The organism is Amycolatopsis sp. NBRC 101858, assembly GCF_030269325.1.
In the GTDB taxonomy this organism is placed as follows: Bacteria; Actinomycetota; Actinomycetes; order Mycobacteriales; family Pseudonocardiaceae; genus Amycolatopsis; species Amycolatopsis ponsaeliensis.
The window spans coordinates 499350-513252 of record NZ_BSTD01000006.1 but is presented as its reverse complement, the minus strand read 5'-3'; the positions used below and the strand labels follow the sequence as shown (position 1 = coordinate 513252).

Genomic DNA, 13903 nt, shown 5'->3' with positions numbered 1-13903 from the left:
AGGAGGACCGCCGTGCAGCTGGCCGGGTTCGCGGCCGCCGAGGTCGAGTTCGACCGGGCGGGCGAGCTCGTCGGCGACCGGGGCGCGGCCGTGCGGGCGCTCGCGGCCGATCCGGCGGTCACCGACCTCGTTTTCCTGTGCCACGGCTGGAACGACGGCCCTTTGGTCGCACGCCTGCTCTATTCGGCGCTGGCGGGATCGATGCGCGCGGTTTCCGGGGGCCTGCCGGGACGGCGGATCGCGTTCGCGTGCGTGCTGTGGCCGTCGCGCAAGCTCGCCGAGGACGGCTTGACCGAGCGGCTGGACCTGCTGCGGGACCTGGTGCCCGGGCAACGGCTGATCATCGATGCCGCCGCCGACCTCGTTCCGGCGCTGACCGCCCGCGCGACCGCGCGCACGGCGTTCGCCGCCGCGCTGCTTTCGGCCGCCTCCCGCGGCGCGGACGACGGCGAAGACGCGTCGACGCAGCTGTTCACCCTCCCCGGCGGCACGGTCATGGACCGCCTCGGCGCCGCGCACCTGCTCGACTTCCTCGCCTGTTACGAGATGAAGGCTCGCGCGAGCGAAGTCGGTGTCCGCGGGCTCGCGCCGCTGCTGGCGAGCGTGGCCGGGCCGAAGATCCACCTCGTCGGCCACAGCTTCGGCGGCCGGCTCGTCACGGCGGCCGCGAACGTGGGCCCGGCCGGGTCGGTGGCCACGCTGACCCTGTTGCAGGCGGTGCTTTCGCGCGACGCCCTCGCCGGCGTGTTCCGCCGGGTCCTGGACGAGCGCGTCGTGACCGGGCCGATCCTCGTCACGCACTCCGCGCACGACCTCGAGGTGGGTGTCGCGTTCGCGATCGCGGCCCGGCTCGTCGACTCCGCGTCCGGCTTCGGGGCGATCGGCCACGACGGCGCGCAGCGGATTCCCGAAGCCGTCACGGCCGAGCTGTTACCGGTGAGCGGGACGTACCGCTTCCGGCCGGGCGTGCCGCACAACTTGCCGGCCGACCGGTTCGTGCACGGCCACACCGACGTCTGCGGCCCGCAGATCGCTCACGCGCTGTGGTCGGCGATCGCGGCCAGTTAGCGCGTCCGGGTGGTTGTGCACGGGTTCACAGGTGGGCCGCATCCCATTCACGAGAAAAAGTCGAGCCCTTGCGCGCACACTGTTATCGAGATGACGTCTTTCTGGGAGGAGTGAGTCGCGCATGCGTGGGCCCAGCGGACGGATCGCCCGGTTCCGGCGCCGGTTGCACCCCGGCCGCAACCCGCTGACCAGGTTCGGCGACCGCGTCGAGGCCGCGCTGCTGGTGCTGGTCTTCGCCGGCGCGCTGCTGGCGCTGCCGTTCGCGGCGGCGTTCGGGTCGGACACGTACGCGTCGCAGACCGCCCGCGCCGAGCAGGAGCGCGTGACCCGCCACCCGGCGACGGCGGTGTCCCTGGTCGCGGCGCCGAGCCAGACGTACAGCACCGACGGAGCGGGAGCCCCGGCCGACCAGACCACGGTCCAGGCGGCGTGGTTCGACGCGCGAGGGGCCCGCCACACGGGCGACGTCCTGGCGGACGCGGGCAGCCCGGCGGGCACGCACGTATCGGTGTGGCTGGACCAGCGCGGCGACCTGACGAACGAGCCGCTGTCGCCGTCGACCTCCGCGGCGGACGGGGTGTTCGCGGCGATCCTGCTGTGGGTCGCGATCACGGGATCCCTGGCGGGGCTGTACGGAATCACCCGGTTCGCGGTGAGCCGCCTCCACGCGTCGGCGTGGGACCGCGCGTGGGCCGAAGCCCGCCACGACACCCGGTTCTGATCACTTCCAGCGGAAGTGCACGAAGACCCGGCCGAAGTTGTCCTTGTCCTTTTCGACCCGGTGGTAGAGCGCCTTGACGTCCTTGCGCTCGAGGAACCGCAGGACGTGCTTCTTCAGCTGACCCGACCCCTTGCCGGGGATGATCTCGACGAGCGGCGCCTTCTTGGCGACGGCCTCGTCGATGATCGCCTTGAGCGCCCGGTCGATTTCGCCGCCGCGGTTGTAGATGTCATGGAGGTCCAGCTTCAGCTTCACCCGCGCTCCCGACTTCGCCGTGCTCGAGGGGCCGACTCACGTGCTTGACGGGTCGACTCGCGTGATCTGCGGGCCGACACGGCGGATCTGAGCCGTGTCGTCGCCCTGATCACGCGTGTCGACTCCTCGATCACGCGTGTCGGCTCGTCCGTCACAGCGCCTGCCACCAGCCGTCGACCGGGGGAGGGGCGGTGATGTCGATGCGCGCGCCCGGGCGGGGGATCGCCAATGCCAGGTCCGCCGCCTTCGCTTCGCGCCACACCCGGTCCGCCGGCTCGCCCCACGGGTGCATCGCCAGCTGGAACGTCGCCCAGTGGACCGGGATCAGCAGCTTCGCCCGGACGTCGATGCCCGCCGCGACGCCTTCCTCCGGGGTCATGTGGATGTCCGGCCACTGCGGGGCGTACGCGCCGATCTGGATCAACGCCACGTCGAACGGGCCGTGTGCCTCGCCGATTGCCGCGAACCCGTCGAAATATCCCGTGTCGCCGCTGTAGAACACCCGGTGCGACGGCCCCAGCAGGGCCCACGACGTCCACAGCGTGTCGTCGTTCGTGATGCCGCGGCCCGAGAAGTGCTGGGCCGGGGTCGCCACGAACCGGACGCCCGCCACCGTGGCCTCTTCGTGCCAGTCCAGCTCGATGATCCGCGCCGCCGGGACGCGCCAGCGCTCCAGGTGCGCGCCCACGCCGAGCGGGACCAGGAAAGGCGCCGACGTCGACGCCACCAGGTCGCGGATCGTCGCCAGGTCCAGGTGGTCGTAGTGGTCGTGCGAGATCACCACCGCGTCGACCCGGCCGACCCCGGACAGCGTCACCGGCGGCTCGTGCAGGCGCCGCGGGCCCGCGAACGCCGCCGGTGACACCCGGTCGCTCCACACCGGGTCCAGCAGCACGCGGGCGCCGTCCAGCTCGACCAGCGCCGACGCGTGGCCGTACCACGTCACGTGCAAGCCCTCGGCCGACTCCACCGGCTCCGAGGCCACCAGCGGGACCGCGCCGGCCGGCTTGCGCAGCTCGCGGTGCTCGCCGAAGAACATCTCGCGGAAGATCGTCCGCATCGACGCCGCCGTCATCGGGTGCCGGGGCGCCGCGTTGCGGAACACCTTGCCGTCGAACTGCGGCGAGGTGCGGACCCGCTCGGCCCGCGAGCCGGTGGCCTTCGCGCCGAACGCCGCCGGCAGGTCCCGAAGGGCCGCGATCGTCTTCCTCATACCCCGAGTCTACGAACGGTTCCTGAGAGGCGCCCCAGCTTCATGCAGGTGGGTGAGGGCCTGCCGGTACGACTCGATCAGGCTCGTCTCGAGGTACGGGATGTCCAGCTCGGCGCAGTAGCCCTGGACGATCGGCTGCGCCAGTCGCAGGTGCCGCGACGGCATGCTCGGGAACAGGTGGTGCTCGATCTGGTAGTTGAGGCCGCCGAGGGCCACGTCGGTCACGACGCCGCCGCGGACGTTGCGGGAGGTCAGCACCTGCTTGCGGAGGAAGTCGAGCTCGGGCTGCCCGGTCAGCGTCGGCATGCCCTTGTGGTTGGGCGCGAAGATCGATCCCATGTAGATGCCCCAGAGTGCTTGGTGGACCGCCAGGAACAGCAGCGCCATGCCGGGGGAGAGCACGGTGAACAGCGCGACGAGGTAGACGACGACGTGCGTGGCCAGCAGCGCGGCTTCCACGCCCCGGCGGCGCAGGCCCGGCTTGCACACCGCGCGGATCCCGGACACGTGCAGGTTGAGACCTTCGAGCGTCAGCAGCGGGAAGAACAGGAAGGCCTGGTACCGCCCGATGAACCGCGCGACCCCGCTCGCGGACCGGGCCTGGTCCTTCGACCACACCAGGATGTCCGGGTCGACGTCGGGGTCGAGCTCCTCGTGGTTCGGGTTGGCGTGGTGGCGGGTGTGCTTGTCCATCCACCAGCCGTAGCTCATCCCGATGCCGAGGTTGCCGACCAGCAGCCCGGCGATCTCGGTCGGCCGGCGGCGCCGGAAGACCTGCTTGTGCGCGAGGTCGTGCGACAGCAACGCGATCTGCGCGAACATGACGGCCTGGAACGCGGCGACGGCCAGCTGCCACCACGAGTTCCCGAGCAGGGCGAAGGCGACCCAGCCGGCGGCGAACAGCCCGCCCACGATGGCGAACCGGGCGGTGTAGTAGCCGGGGCGGCGCACCATCAGGCCGGCGGCGGAGATGCGTTGGCTCAGCCGGGCGAAGTCGCTGCCGGTGCTGACGGGGTTCTCGGTGGTGGTCACCGGTCCCAGTCTTCCGGGTAGGGGTCGCCCCGGGAACCCGGAGCGCCCCCGGCACATTCCGGGGGCCTGCCCCACCGCCGAATCTGGTATAGACGATCAGCCGACGTACTCCGGCTCGACGAAAATGACGTGCGGCCCGGACTGCCTCCGCGGCCGCCGGAACACCCGCTGGGCTGGTGCCCGATGACGAGTCTTGGGCGGTCGAGGAGTAGGCGTTCGAGCCACCCCAGTGTGGCCTTCGGTGCGTCAGCCGCGCCGAAGGCCACACTGCGGCGCCGGTCAGCCGACGTACTCCGCGAGGTGCTCGCCGGTCAGTGTCTTCCGGGATTTGACCAGGTCGGCGGGGGTGCCTTCGAACACCACGCGGCCGCCGTCGTGCCCGGCGCCCGGGCCGAGGTCGATGATCCAGTCCGCGTGGGCCATCACCGCCTGGTGGTGCTCGATGACGATCACCGACTTGCCCGACTCGACCAGCCGGTCCAGCAGGCCCAGCAGCTGCTCGACGTCGGCCAGGTGCAGGCCCGCCGTCGGCTCGTCGAGGACGTAGACGCCGCCCTTCTCCGCCATGTGCGTCGCCAGCTTGATCCGCTGCCGCTCGCCGCCGGACAGGGTCGTGAGCGGCTGGCCGAGCGTCAGGTAGCCGAGGCCGACGTCGGACAGGTGCGTCAGGATCTTGTGCGCCGCCGGCAGCTGGGCCTCGCCGTCGGCGAAGAACCCGAGCGCCTCGGCCACCGACATCCCGAGGACCTCGCTGATGTCACGGCCGCCGAAGGTGTACTCGAGCACCTCGGCGTTGAACCGCTTGCCCTCGCAGACCTCGCACGGCGTCGCGGTGCCGGCCATGATCCCCAGGTCGGTGTAGATGACGCCCGCGCCGTTGCAGTTCGGGCACGCTCCCTCGGAGTTCGCGCTGAACAGCGCCGGCTTGACGCCGTTGGCCTTGGCGAACGCCTTGCGGATCGGCTCCAGCAACCCGGTGTAGGTCGCCGGGTTGCTCCGGCGGGAGCCGCGGATCCCGGTCTGGTCGACCGTCACCACCCCTTCGCCGCCGGACACCGAGCCGTGGATCAGCGAGCTCTTGCCCGAACCCGCCACCCCGGTCACGACGGTCAGCACGCCGAGCGGGACGTCGACGTCGACGTCCTGGAGGTTGTGCGTCGAAGCGCCCCGCACCTCCAGGAAGCCCGACGGCGACCGCACCGACGACTTCAGCGACGCGCGGTCGTCCAGGTGCCGCCCGGTCAGCGTCTTGCTCTTGCGCAGACCGTCCACAGTGCCCTCGAACACGACCTCGCCGCCCTCGGAGCCGGCGTGCGGCCCGAGGTCGACGACGTGGTCGGCGATCGCGATCGCCTCCGGCTTGTGCTCGACGACCAGCACCGTGTTGCCCTTGTCCCGCAGCTGCAGCAACAGGTCGTTCATGCGCTGGATGTCGTGCGGGTGCAACCCGATCGTCGGCTCGTCGAAGACGTAGGTGACGTCGGTGAGCGACGACCCGAGGTGGCGGATCATCTTGGTGCGCTGGGCTTCCCCGCCCGAGAGCGTGCCCGACGGCCGGTCGAGCGAGAGGTAGCCGAGCCCGATTTCGACGAAGGAGTCGAGCGTGTGCTTCAGCGCGTCCAGCAGCGGCGCGACCGTCGGCTCGGCCAGCTTCCCCACCCAGCCGGCCAGGTCGCTGATCTGCATCGCGCACGCGTCGGCGATGCTGATGCCGCCGATCTTGGACGATCGCGCCTCCGGCGAAAGCCGCGTGCCGTCGCAGTCCGGGCAGGTCGTGAAGGTGGCCGCCCGCTCCACGAACGCGCGGATGTGCGGCTGCAGCGAGTCGACGTCCTTGGACAGCATCGACTTCCGGATCGCCGGGACCAGCCCCGAGTAGGTCAGGTTGATGCCTTCGACCTTGATCTTCGTCGGTTCCTTGTACACCAGGTCGTTGAACTGCTTCTTGGTGTACTTCTTGATCGGCTTGTCCGGGTCGAAGAAGCCGGAGCCGCGGAAGATGCGGCCGTACCAGCCCTCCATGCTGTAGCCCGGGATCGTGATCGCGCCTTCGTTGAGCGACTTGTTCTCGTCGAAGAGGGCGGTCAGGTCGATGTCGTTGACCTTGCCGCGGCCCTCGCAGCGCGGGCACATGCCGCCGGTGATGCTGAAGCTGCGGCGTTCCTTGATCTGCCGCCCGGCCTTCTCGATGGTGACCGCGCCGGCGCCGCTGATCGAGGCGACGTTGAACGAAAACGCCTGGGGCGAGCCGATGTGCGGCTGCCCGAGCCGGCTGAAGAGGATCCGCAGCATCGCGTTGGCGTCGGTGGCGGTGCCGACCGTGGAGTGCGCGTTGGCGCCCATCCGCTCCTGGTCGACGATGATCGCGGTGGTGATCCCGTCGAGGACGTCGACGTCGGGCCGGGCCAGCGTCGGCATGAACCCCTGCACGAAGGTGCTGTAGGTCTCGTTGATCAGCCGCTGCGACTCTGCGGCGATCGTGCTGAACACCAGCGAGCTCTTGCCGGAGCCGGAGACGCCGGTGAACACCGTCAGGCGCCGCTTCGGCAGCTCGACGTGTACGTCCTTGAGGTTGTTCACGCGTGCGCCGTGGACGCGGATCAGTTCGTGGCTGTCGGCGACGTGCGGCGCGGACTTCCTCGTGGGCTTGGTCATCGGGTCTCCAGCACTCGGTCGAAGGTCAGTGTGCGGGCGGCCTGGGCGGCCCGCCGGTAGGCGTGCGGGGTGGTGCCGTAGGCGTCTTGGAAGCGGCGGAGGAAGTCTGCGGCCGTCATCCCGGCGTCGCGGGCGAGCGCCTCGAGGTCGAGGGTCTCTTCGCGGCCGATGCGGTCGCGGATCCGGCGCAGCAGCACCAGCTCACGCAGGTGTTCGCGCGCCGCGATCTGGAGGCTCAGGCACATCGGACTTCCCCTTTCGGTGTGCGGTCGAGCACGGCACGGGCCGCGATCGGGAGGAGCAGGAGGGTCAGCACCCCGGACAGCACGAGCCCGCCGGTGGTGCCGGTCAGCTCGATCAGCGGCCCGCCGAGGGCCAGGCCCAGCGGGGCGGCCACCGTGGCGCCGGTCGTCCAGAGCGTCACGACCTGTTGTTGTTCGCCGGGTTCGAGCCCCGACTGCAGGAAGCTGTACGCGACCGGCGTGAACGGCGCGTACACCAGGCCGCCGAGGCCGAAGACGACCAGCGCGGCCGGGAGGTCGCCGACCACCGCGAGCCCGATCGGGCACAGCGCCCACAGTCCGATGATCGCGACCAGCAGCGGCCGCTGCGGGAGGTTCCGCAGCCGGCTGACGAGCGCGGCGCCGACGAACGCCCCGGCCCCGAGCGCACCCCAGAGCAGGCCCAGGCCGGACGCGCCCGCGTGCAGCGTCCCGCCCACGTACAGCGGGAGCGCCACTTCGATGGGCATGTAGAGGAAGTTGAAGAAGAACTCGACGACGAGCAGCCGGGCGGCCACCGGGCGGCGGCGCAGGATCCGCCAGCCCGAGGTCTTCGGCTCGCGCAGCGCGTCCCGGCCCCCGGCCGAGCGCGGCACGAACAGCAGCGTTGCCACGAGCAGGATCAGCGCCCCGCCCGCGTCGAAGAAGAGCGCGTAGCCGGCACCCGCGGTCGCGACGATCAGCCCGCCCAGCACCGGCCCGGCGATGTAGAGCGCGAACGTCGTGTTCAGCCCGAGCAGGCCGTTGACCGAGAACCGCCCGGTCTCGCCCGCGGCCGACGTCGCCAGGAGCCGGCGGCTGCTCGACCCGGCGAGCCGGAACGTCGCGCCGAAGAGCAGGCCGGCGATCAGCACCGGCAGCGTGAGCGTGCCGGTGACGGCCAGAACGCCGAGGGCGGCGAAGGTCAGCGAGCGCAGCACGCAGTCGGCGACGAGCAGGGCCCGCGGCGGCACCCGCACCCGGCCCAGCCCGATGGCCAGCGCGAGGACGGTGGACAGCACGAACGGCGCGGCCTCCACCAGCCCGATCGCGATCGCCTTCGGCACGCCGCCGTGCAGGGACAGCGTCTGCACGGGCATCGCGACGATGATCATGCCCGTGCCGACGTTGGCCAGGAGGTCACCCAGCAGGAGGCCGGCCACGCGCCGGTCGCGCAGGACGTCGCGGTAACCGGCGGGGGCCGCGACCTCGGTCAGCGCAGCTCCTGGATGCGCAGGAGGTTGCCGGCGGGGTCGCGGAAGGAGCAGTCGCGGACGCCGTAGGGCTGGTCGACCGGCTCCTGGACGACCTCGGCGTTGCCCGCTTCGAGCTTCGCGAAGAGGGCGTCGAGGTCCTTGGTGGCCAGGTTGACCGAGGCGTAGGTGCCCTTGGCCATCATCTCGGCGATCATGCGGCGCTCGTCGTCGGTCAGGCCCGGCGTCGCGGACGCCGGCGACAGCACGATCGCGGTGTCGGGCTGGTTGGGCGGGCCGACGGTGATCCAGTTCAGGTCGCCGTACTTGACGTTCTGGCGGACCTCGAAGCCGAGCAGGTCGCGGTAGAAGGCGAGGGATGCCTCCGCGTCGGTGTGGGGGAGGAAGCTCGCGTGAATGGTGACGTCCATGGCGGTCACATTATGTGTGCGCCTGCGGTCGCGCTTCTCGATTCCTGATCGGTCTGGTGACCTGCTTGGCCACGCACGGCGGCATCCCGACGGTGGCCTCGGCCTGCTCCTCGCGGTAGACGCTCGGCGGCACGCCCACCAGCTCGGCGAACCGCGTGCTGAAGGTGCCCAGCGAGGAGAAGCCGACGGTGAAGCAGACCTCGGTCACGCTCAGCTCGCCCTTGCGCAGCAGGGCCATCGCCCGCTCGATCCGCCGCGTCATGAGGTACGAGTAGGGTGACTCTCCGTAGGCCTTCCGGAACTGCCGGCTGAGGTGCCCGGCGGACATGTTGACGCCCCGCGCGAGCGCCTCGACGTCGAGTGGCTGGGCGTATTCCCGGTCGATCCGGTCCCGGACCCGGCGCAGCAGCGCGAGGTCGCGCAGGTACTGGTCGGCGGCGGTGCTGGTCACGCTTGAATCGTGCCATACCGGACGGCCTCCGGCGGCGGCCTTCGTGTCGTCCCTCCAGACACGCGTGTCGTCCGTCCAAGCACGCGTGTCGGCCGTTCCCGCACGGGCGCTCCGTGATCGGAGGGGCATCTCGCGTGATTGAAGGGTCATCTCGCGTGATTGGAGGGTCGACACGGTCAGTGGAGGGCGGTGGTGATCGTGTCGCGGAGCCAGCGCTGGGCCGGGTCCGCGTCCAGGCGGGCGTGCCAGGACAGGCGGACCTCCACCTCCGGCAGCTCGGCCGGGACCGGGAACCACCGCAGGCCCAGCGCCGGGCCGTGCTGTTCGGCCAGGCGCTGGGGGAGCAGTCCCACGTAGTCGCTGGACGACACCACCAGCGCGGCCACCGCGGACGTCGGCACCACCGCCGCCACCCGACGCTGCAGGCCGGCCGCGGCGAGGACCTCGTCCAGTGGCCCGCGCGCCCGGCCGCGCCGGGACGCCGACACGTGCGGGTAGCGGCACAGCTGCGCCAGCGTCGGACGGCGGTGCTTGCCCAGCGGGCTGTCCACGCGCACCGCCGCGACCAGGCGTTCGCGGTAGAGCACCGCACTGTGGATGTCCGGCGCCGCGTGCTCGCCCACGCCGATGTCCAGGTCGATCGAGCCGTCGCGAAGCGCTTCGGCGCTCTCGGTGCCCTCCGCGACGAAGCGCAGCGTGACGCCGGGGGCGGCCGCGGCCGTCGCTTCGGCGGCCGCCGTGGCCAGGGTCGCCGCCACGCCGTCGTTGATGCGGATCGTGAACGTGCGCTCGAGGTCGGCGATCGCCACCTCGGTGCTGATCAGCGCCGACGCCTCCTCCAGCAGCGACCGCACCCGCGGGGCGGTGCGCAGCGCGAACGGCGTCGGCGCCATCCCGCGGCCCGCGCGGACCAGGATCGGGTCGTTCATCGCCCGCCGCAGCCGGCCGAGCGCGCGGCTCGTCGCCGGGATGGACAGGTTCAGGCGCTCGGCCGCGGCCGTGACGCTCCCTTCCCGCAACAGCGCGTCGAACACACGCAGCAGGTTCAAGTCCATCATTGCATCCTACGCAAGAAGACCTTGCCGAAGTTGCGTGGCACGACACCCGCCGACGTCCTTAGCGTCGGTCCCATGAACTCCCCGCGACTCCGAGGTCTCCTCCCGCTCATGTGTACCTGTGTGGTGCTCGTCGTCGGCATGGTCGCGGCGGTCAACCTCGCCGTCCCGATGCTCGCGGCGAGCGCCCTGCACCCGTCCGCGTCCGCGCTGGTCTGGATCGTCGACACCTACGTCATCGTGTTCGCCTGCCTGGTGATCCCGGGCGGCGCGGCGGGCGACCGGTTCGGCCGCAAGGGCGTCCTGCTGGCGGGCCTCGGGCTGTTCGCCGCCGGTGCGCTGCTGACGGCGGTGGCCCCGGACGTCGTCCTCCTGCTCGCCGGCCGGGCGCTCACCGGCGTCGGCGCCGCCGCGGTGCTGCCCAACTCGCTCGCCGTCCTGCTGCACGCCGTGCCGCCGGAGAAAAAAGCCGCGACCATCGCCACCTGGGCGTCGATGACCGGCATCGGCGGCGTCCTCGGCAACGTCGGTGGCGGGCTGGTCCTCACCACCGGCTCGTGGCGCTGGCTGTTCGCCGCCGTCGTGCCGCTCGCCCTCGTGACCGCCGCCCTGGTCGCACGCTCGGCCCCGGTGTCGTCGCGCCACGACCGCCGGCTCGACCCGCTGGGCACGGTGCTGCTCGTCGGCGCGTCGGTCGCCCTGCTCGTCGGGATCGTCCAGGGCCCGGAAGCGGGCTGGGGGAGCGCGGTGGTCGTGACCGGGTTCGCCGGCGCCGCCGTGCTGTTCGCCGCGTGGACGTTCGTCGAACTCCGGGCCGAGCACCCGCTGCTGGACCCGCGGCTGTTCCGGATCGCGGGGCTGCGCAGCGCCTGCCTCGGGATGACGACGATCTTCTTCGGCATGTTCGCGCTGTTCTACGTCAACGCGTCGTTCCTGCAGTACGCCAAGGGGTTCGGCGTGCTGGGCACCGGGCTGGGGATCATCCCGCTGACCGTCCCGATCATCCTCGGCGGCCGCCACGCCGGCCCGCTGGCCCGCCGGATCGGCCTCGACACGACCGTGGCACTGGCCTTCGCGTTCGTCGGCGGTGGCCTCCTCGGACTGTCCACGAGCGACGCCGAGACGCCGTACGCGGGCTACGCGGCCTGGCTGGTGGTGACCGGGATCGGCGTGACACTGGCGCTGCCGACGCTGTCGGGTGTCATCGCCGGTTCGCTGCCGCCGGACCGGGCGGGTGTCGGCACCGGGTTGCAGGCCACCACCCGGGAGTTCGGCAGCGCGCTCGGCGTCGCCGTCATCGGCACGGTCATGACCGCGAAGTTCGCCGCCGCGCTGCCCCCGGACGTCCGCGGCGCGCACACGGTGGCCGAAGCGCTGGCCAGGACCGGAAACACGCACGACGTCGTCACGGCGTTCGTCGCGGGCGTGGACGCCGGGCTGCGGGTGGCCGGGATCGCGGTGCTCGTCCTCGGCGTGCTCGTCCTGGCCGAGTCGCGGGTGGCGCAGGGGGCCCGGACGAGGTGAAGGCCGTCTCGAGGGCTCCCGTTTCCCTCGAGGCGGCCTTCACGGTGCAACCCCGACCCGACTTCGACCGTGACGGCCTTTCCGGCGGCATACCCTTCCGCCGGAAAGGCCGTCACGGACGTGCACGCCGCGACGGCAGTGACTCCGCCGTGACGCTCGACCCCGGGCCCCCGCCCGGTGCGCCGGAAGAAGGCCACCCCGGGGGCGTCGGGTTCCCTCGGGGTGGCCCTCTCCTGGCCCGCCGGGCGCTCGTTCCGTGACAGAGGCGAGGCGGGCAGGGGGACGTTGGGGGCCGGTCACCACACCGCCCAGCCGCGGAGGGGATGTGGTGACCGGCCAAGGGACGATGGCCGCCGCGCGCAGCCACGTCCCGGCTTTCCTTCTACCTCCCCATCGGAATGGCCATCGTCGGCGGCGCCGCGCCACCGGGCTGGGCGGCGAACGCCGTGGTCGGCGGGGCCGCCAGCGCGGGGAACGCCGTCGTGGGGATGTCGTTGGCGAACTCGCTCTCGAACTCGCGCTCGAAGGCCTGGTGGTCGAAGCCGCTGTCGAGCTCCGGCGGCACCTCGGCCGCCAGCGCCGCGATCGACGGTTCGACGGTCGGGACCTCCGCCACCTCGGGGGCGGGAGCGGGCTCCGGCTCCGGCACGTAGTCCGGCGCGGGCAGCCGGCGGTCGAGCTCGGCCATCCAGTCGAGCATCGCCCGCGGCTTGTCCCACGCGGAGATGCCGACGAGCCTGCCGTCGCGGATGAAGCCGGTGATGCCGTCGGCCAAGGTCACGGTGTCCTCGGCGAGGCCGGGCATCCCGCACATCTGCAGCCGCGTGTCGTACAGCGTCGACCAGGCCCGGGGGAGCGGGGTGAACGGCTTCGCGCTGGACTGGCCCATCAGCAGGTTGTCCGCCGCGTGCCGGGCCGACTCGACGGCGTTGATCCAGTGCTCCACCCGCCGCGGGGTCTCGTCGAAGCGCAGGTTCGGCCAGCGCGCGATGTCCCCGGCGATGACGACGTCGGAGGCGCCCTCGGCGAACAGCTTCGAGTCGCAGAGCACGCCGTCGCTGATGTCGAGGCCGGAGCCGCGCATCCAGTCGACCGACGGGACGCTGCCGATGGCGAGCACGACGACGCTGGCGACCAGCAGCTGGTTGTTCGTCAGGTGCAGCCCGACGGTGTCCTTCGTGCTGATCCAGTGCCGCACTTCGCTCTTCATCGCGAGCTTCGCGCGGTGCTCGTGGTGCGCCTCGACGATGCCGCTCGAGACGCGGTCGCCGAAGCGGTGCAGCGGCGCCTTCGCGTGGCCGACCAGGGTGACGTCCCGGCCGATATGCCGCATGCTCGCGGCGAACTCGTTGCCGATCAGGCCGGCGCCGATCACGACGGCCGGCTTCTTGCTGGCGTTGAGGCAGCGCCGCACCGCCATCGAGTCCTCGACCGTGCGCAGGATCCGCACGCGCGGGTCGTGCCGCGGCGACCCGGGCAGGTGCCGCGGGTAGACGCCGGTCGCGGCGATCAGGCCGTCGTACCAGAGGGACTCACCGCCGGGCAGGTGCACGACCCGCTCGGTGGTGTCCAGGTGCGTGACCCGCGCGCCGAGGCGCCAGTGCACGTCGAGGTCGGGCAGGTAGTGCGAAAGGCCCACGTCGCTGGGCCGTTCGGTCCCCATCACCAAGGCCTTGGAGACCATCGGCCGGTGGTAGGGGCGCCGGGCCTCGTCGCCGATCAGGACGATCTCGCCGTCGAAGTTCTGTTCCCGCAGGCGTTCGGCGGCACGGAGCCCGGCGACGCCCGCACCGACGATGATGATCCGGTCGCCGTCAGCCATCGAGGTCCCCTCTCATGACGACCGCCTGCATCGGGCAGCAGCGGGCCGCCATCTTCGCCTGTTCCATGGTGGTCTCGTCCAGCAGCCGCGTGTGGAAGCGCAGGCGGCCGTCCTGGCCGAGGTCGAACACGTCCGGCGCCTCCATGGCGCAGATGCCGTAGAGCTCGCACCGGTCGTTGTCGACGCTGATCCGGGGCCCGCTACCGGGCAAACGGAGAGGCAT

Annotated in this window: 14 protein-coding genes; 3 read left to right on the top strand and 11 right to left on the bottom strand. The window is 71.8% G+C overall.

The window, feature by feature from the left end; translation table 11 throughout:
• The first annotated feature begins 12 nt into the window (after positions 1-12).
• Entirely contained in the window at positions 13-1068 is a 1056-nt protein-coding gene (locus tag QSK39_RS41540) for an alpha/beta fold hydrolase (RefSeq protein ID WP_285483291.1), read from the top strand.
• Positions 1069-1189: 121 nt separating this feature from the next.
• Positions 1190-1789 (top strand): Rv1733c family protein, encoded by a 600-nt coding sequence (locus QSK39_RS41535; RefSeq protein WP_285483290.1) that lies wholly within the window; start codon positions 1190-1192, stop codon positions 1787-1789.
• On the opposite strand, the gene QSK39_RS41530 is transcribed toward QSK39_RS41535, so the two are convergent.
• From QSK39_RS41530 to QSK39_RS41490, 9 genes are all read right to left on the bottom strand, one after another.
• Positions 1790-2044 carry a Smr/MutS family protein gene (locus tag QSK39_RS41530; protein ID WP_086675002.1) on the bottom strand — a complete coding sequence of 85 codons (255 nt, stop codon included), beginning with the start codon at positions 2042-2044 and terminating at the stop codon, positions 1790-1792.
• 151 nt (positions 2045-2195) lie between these two features.
• Positions 2196-3257 (bottom strand): MBL fold metallo-hydrolase, encoded by a 1062-nt coding sequence (locus tag QSK39_RS41525; RefSeq protein ID WP_285483289.1) that lies wholly within the window; start codon positions 3255-3257, stop codon positions 2196-2198.
• A gap of 9 nt (positions 3258-3266) precedes the next feature.
• Positions 3267-4289 carry a fatty acid desaturase family protein gene (locus QSK39_RS41520; protein ID WP_285483288.1) on the bottom strand — a complete coding sequence of 341 codons (1023 nt, stop codon included), beginning with the start codon at positions 4287-4289 and terminating at the stop codon, positions 3267-3269.
• 279 nt (positions 4290-4568) lie between these two features.
• Complete coding sequence (locus QSK39_RS41515; protein WP_285483287.1) at positions 4569-6944, bottom strand: ATP-binding cassette domain-containing protein; 2376 nt, start codon at positions 6942-6944, stop codon at positions 4569-4571.
• A complete protein-coding gene (locus QSK39_RS41510; protein WP_285483286.1) occupies positions 6941-7189 on the bottom strand; it encodes an AraC family transcriptional regulator in 249 nt (82 codons plus the stop codon). The genes QSK39_RS41515 and QSK39_RS41510 overlap by 4 nt, the downstream gene beginning before the upstream one ends.
• On the bottom strand, positions 7180-8367 hold the full coding sequence (locus QSK39_RS41505; RefSeq protein WP_285483285.1) for an MFS transporter: 1188 nt from the start codon (positions 8365-8367) through the stop codon (positions 7180-7182). The genes QSK39_RS41510 and QSK39_RS41505 overlap by 10 nt, the downstream gene beginning before the upstream one ends.
• Positions 8368-8417: 50 nt before the next feature.
• On the bottom strand, positions 8418-8828 hold the full coding sequence (locus tag QSK39_RS41500) for a VOC family protein (protein ID WP_284741251.1): 411 nt from the start codon (positions 8826-8828) through the stop codon (positions 8418-8420).
• A gap of 10 nt (positions 8829-8838) precedes the next feature.
• Positions 8839-9279, bottom strand: a complete 441-nt coding sequence (locus QSK39_RS41495) for a helix-turn-helix transcriptional regulator (RefSeq protein ID WP_285483284.1) — start codon at positions 9277-9279, stop codon at positions 8839-8841.
• A gap of 176 nt (positions 9280-9455) precedes the next feature.
• Positions 9456-10334, bottom strand: coding sequence for a LysR family transcriptional regulator (locus QSK39_RS41490; protein WP_285483283.1), 879 nt, complete (start codon positions 10332-10334; stop codon positions 9456-9458).
• A 111-nt stretch (positions 10335-10445) separates the two neighbouring features.
• On the opposite strand from QSK39_RS41490, the gene QSK39_RS41485 reads away from it, so the two are divergent.
• Positions 10446-11858: an MFS transporter gene (locus QSK39_RS41485; RefSeq protein ID WP_285483282.1), complete on the top strand. Its 1413-nt coding sequence runs from the start codon at positions 10446-10448 to the stop codon at positions 11856-11858.
• A 382-nt stretch (positions 11859-12240) separates the two neighbouring features.
• Here QSK39_RS41485 and QSK39_RS41480 read toward each other — a convergent pair whose 3' ends face one another.
• The gene (locus QSK39_RS41480) at positions 12241-13680 is read right to left on the bottom strand and encodes an NAD(P)/FAD-dependent oxidoreductase (RefSeq protein ID WP_285483281.1); all 1440 of its coding nucleotides are present in this window, start codon (positions 13678-13680) and stop codon (positions 12241-12243) included.
• The gene (locus QSK39_RS41475; RefSeq protein WP_093953060.1) at positions 13673-13903 is read right to left on the bottom strand and encodes a ferredoxin; all 231 of its coding nucleotides are present in this window, start codon (positions 13901-13903) and stop codon (positions 13673-13675) included. The genes QSK39_RS41480 and QSK39_RS41475 overlap by 8 nt, the downstream gene beginning before the upstream one ends.

Bases quoted from the DNA above. Each gene is read 5' to 3' on its own strand.
- QSK39_RS41515 (WP_285483287.1), bottom strand. From the start codon at position 6,944: ATGACCAAGCCCACGAGGAAGTCCGCGCCGCACGTCGCCGACAGCCAC.
- QSK39_RS41490 (WP_285483283.1), bottom strand. From the start codon at position 10,334: ATGGACTTGAACCTGCTGCGTGTGTTCGACGCGCTGTTGCGGGAAGGG.
- QSK39_RS41500 (WP_284741251.1), bottom strand. From the start codon at position 8,828: ATGGACGTCACCATTCACGCGAGCTTCCTCCCCCACACCGACGCGGAG.
- QSK39_RS41510 (WP_285483286.1), bottom strand. From the start codon at position 7,189: ATGTGCCTGAGCCTCCAGATCGCGGCGCGCGAACACCTGCGTGAGCTG.
- QSK39_RS41535 (WP_285483290.1), top strand. From the start codon at position 1,190: ATGCGTGGGCCCAGCGGACGGATCGCCCGGTTCCGGCGCCGGTTGCAC.
- QSK39_RS41485 (WP_285483282.1), top strand. From the start codon at position 10,446: ATGTGTACCTGTGTGGTGCTCGTCGTCGGCATGGTCGCGGCGGTCAAC.
- QSK39_RS41525 (WP_285483289.1), bottom strand. From the start codon at position 3,257: ATGAGGAAGACGATCGCGGCCCTTCGGGACCTGCCGGCGGCGTTCGGC.
- QSK39_RS41475 (WP_093953060.1), bottom strand. From the start codon at position 13,903: ATGCCTCTCCGTTTGCCCGGTAGCGGGCCCCGGATCAGCGTCGACAAC.
- QSK39_RS41480 (WP_285483281.1), bottom strand. From the start codon at position 13,680: ATGGCTGACGGCGACCGGATCATCATCGTCGGTGCGGGCGTCGCCGGG.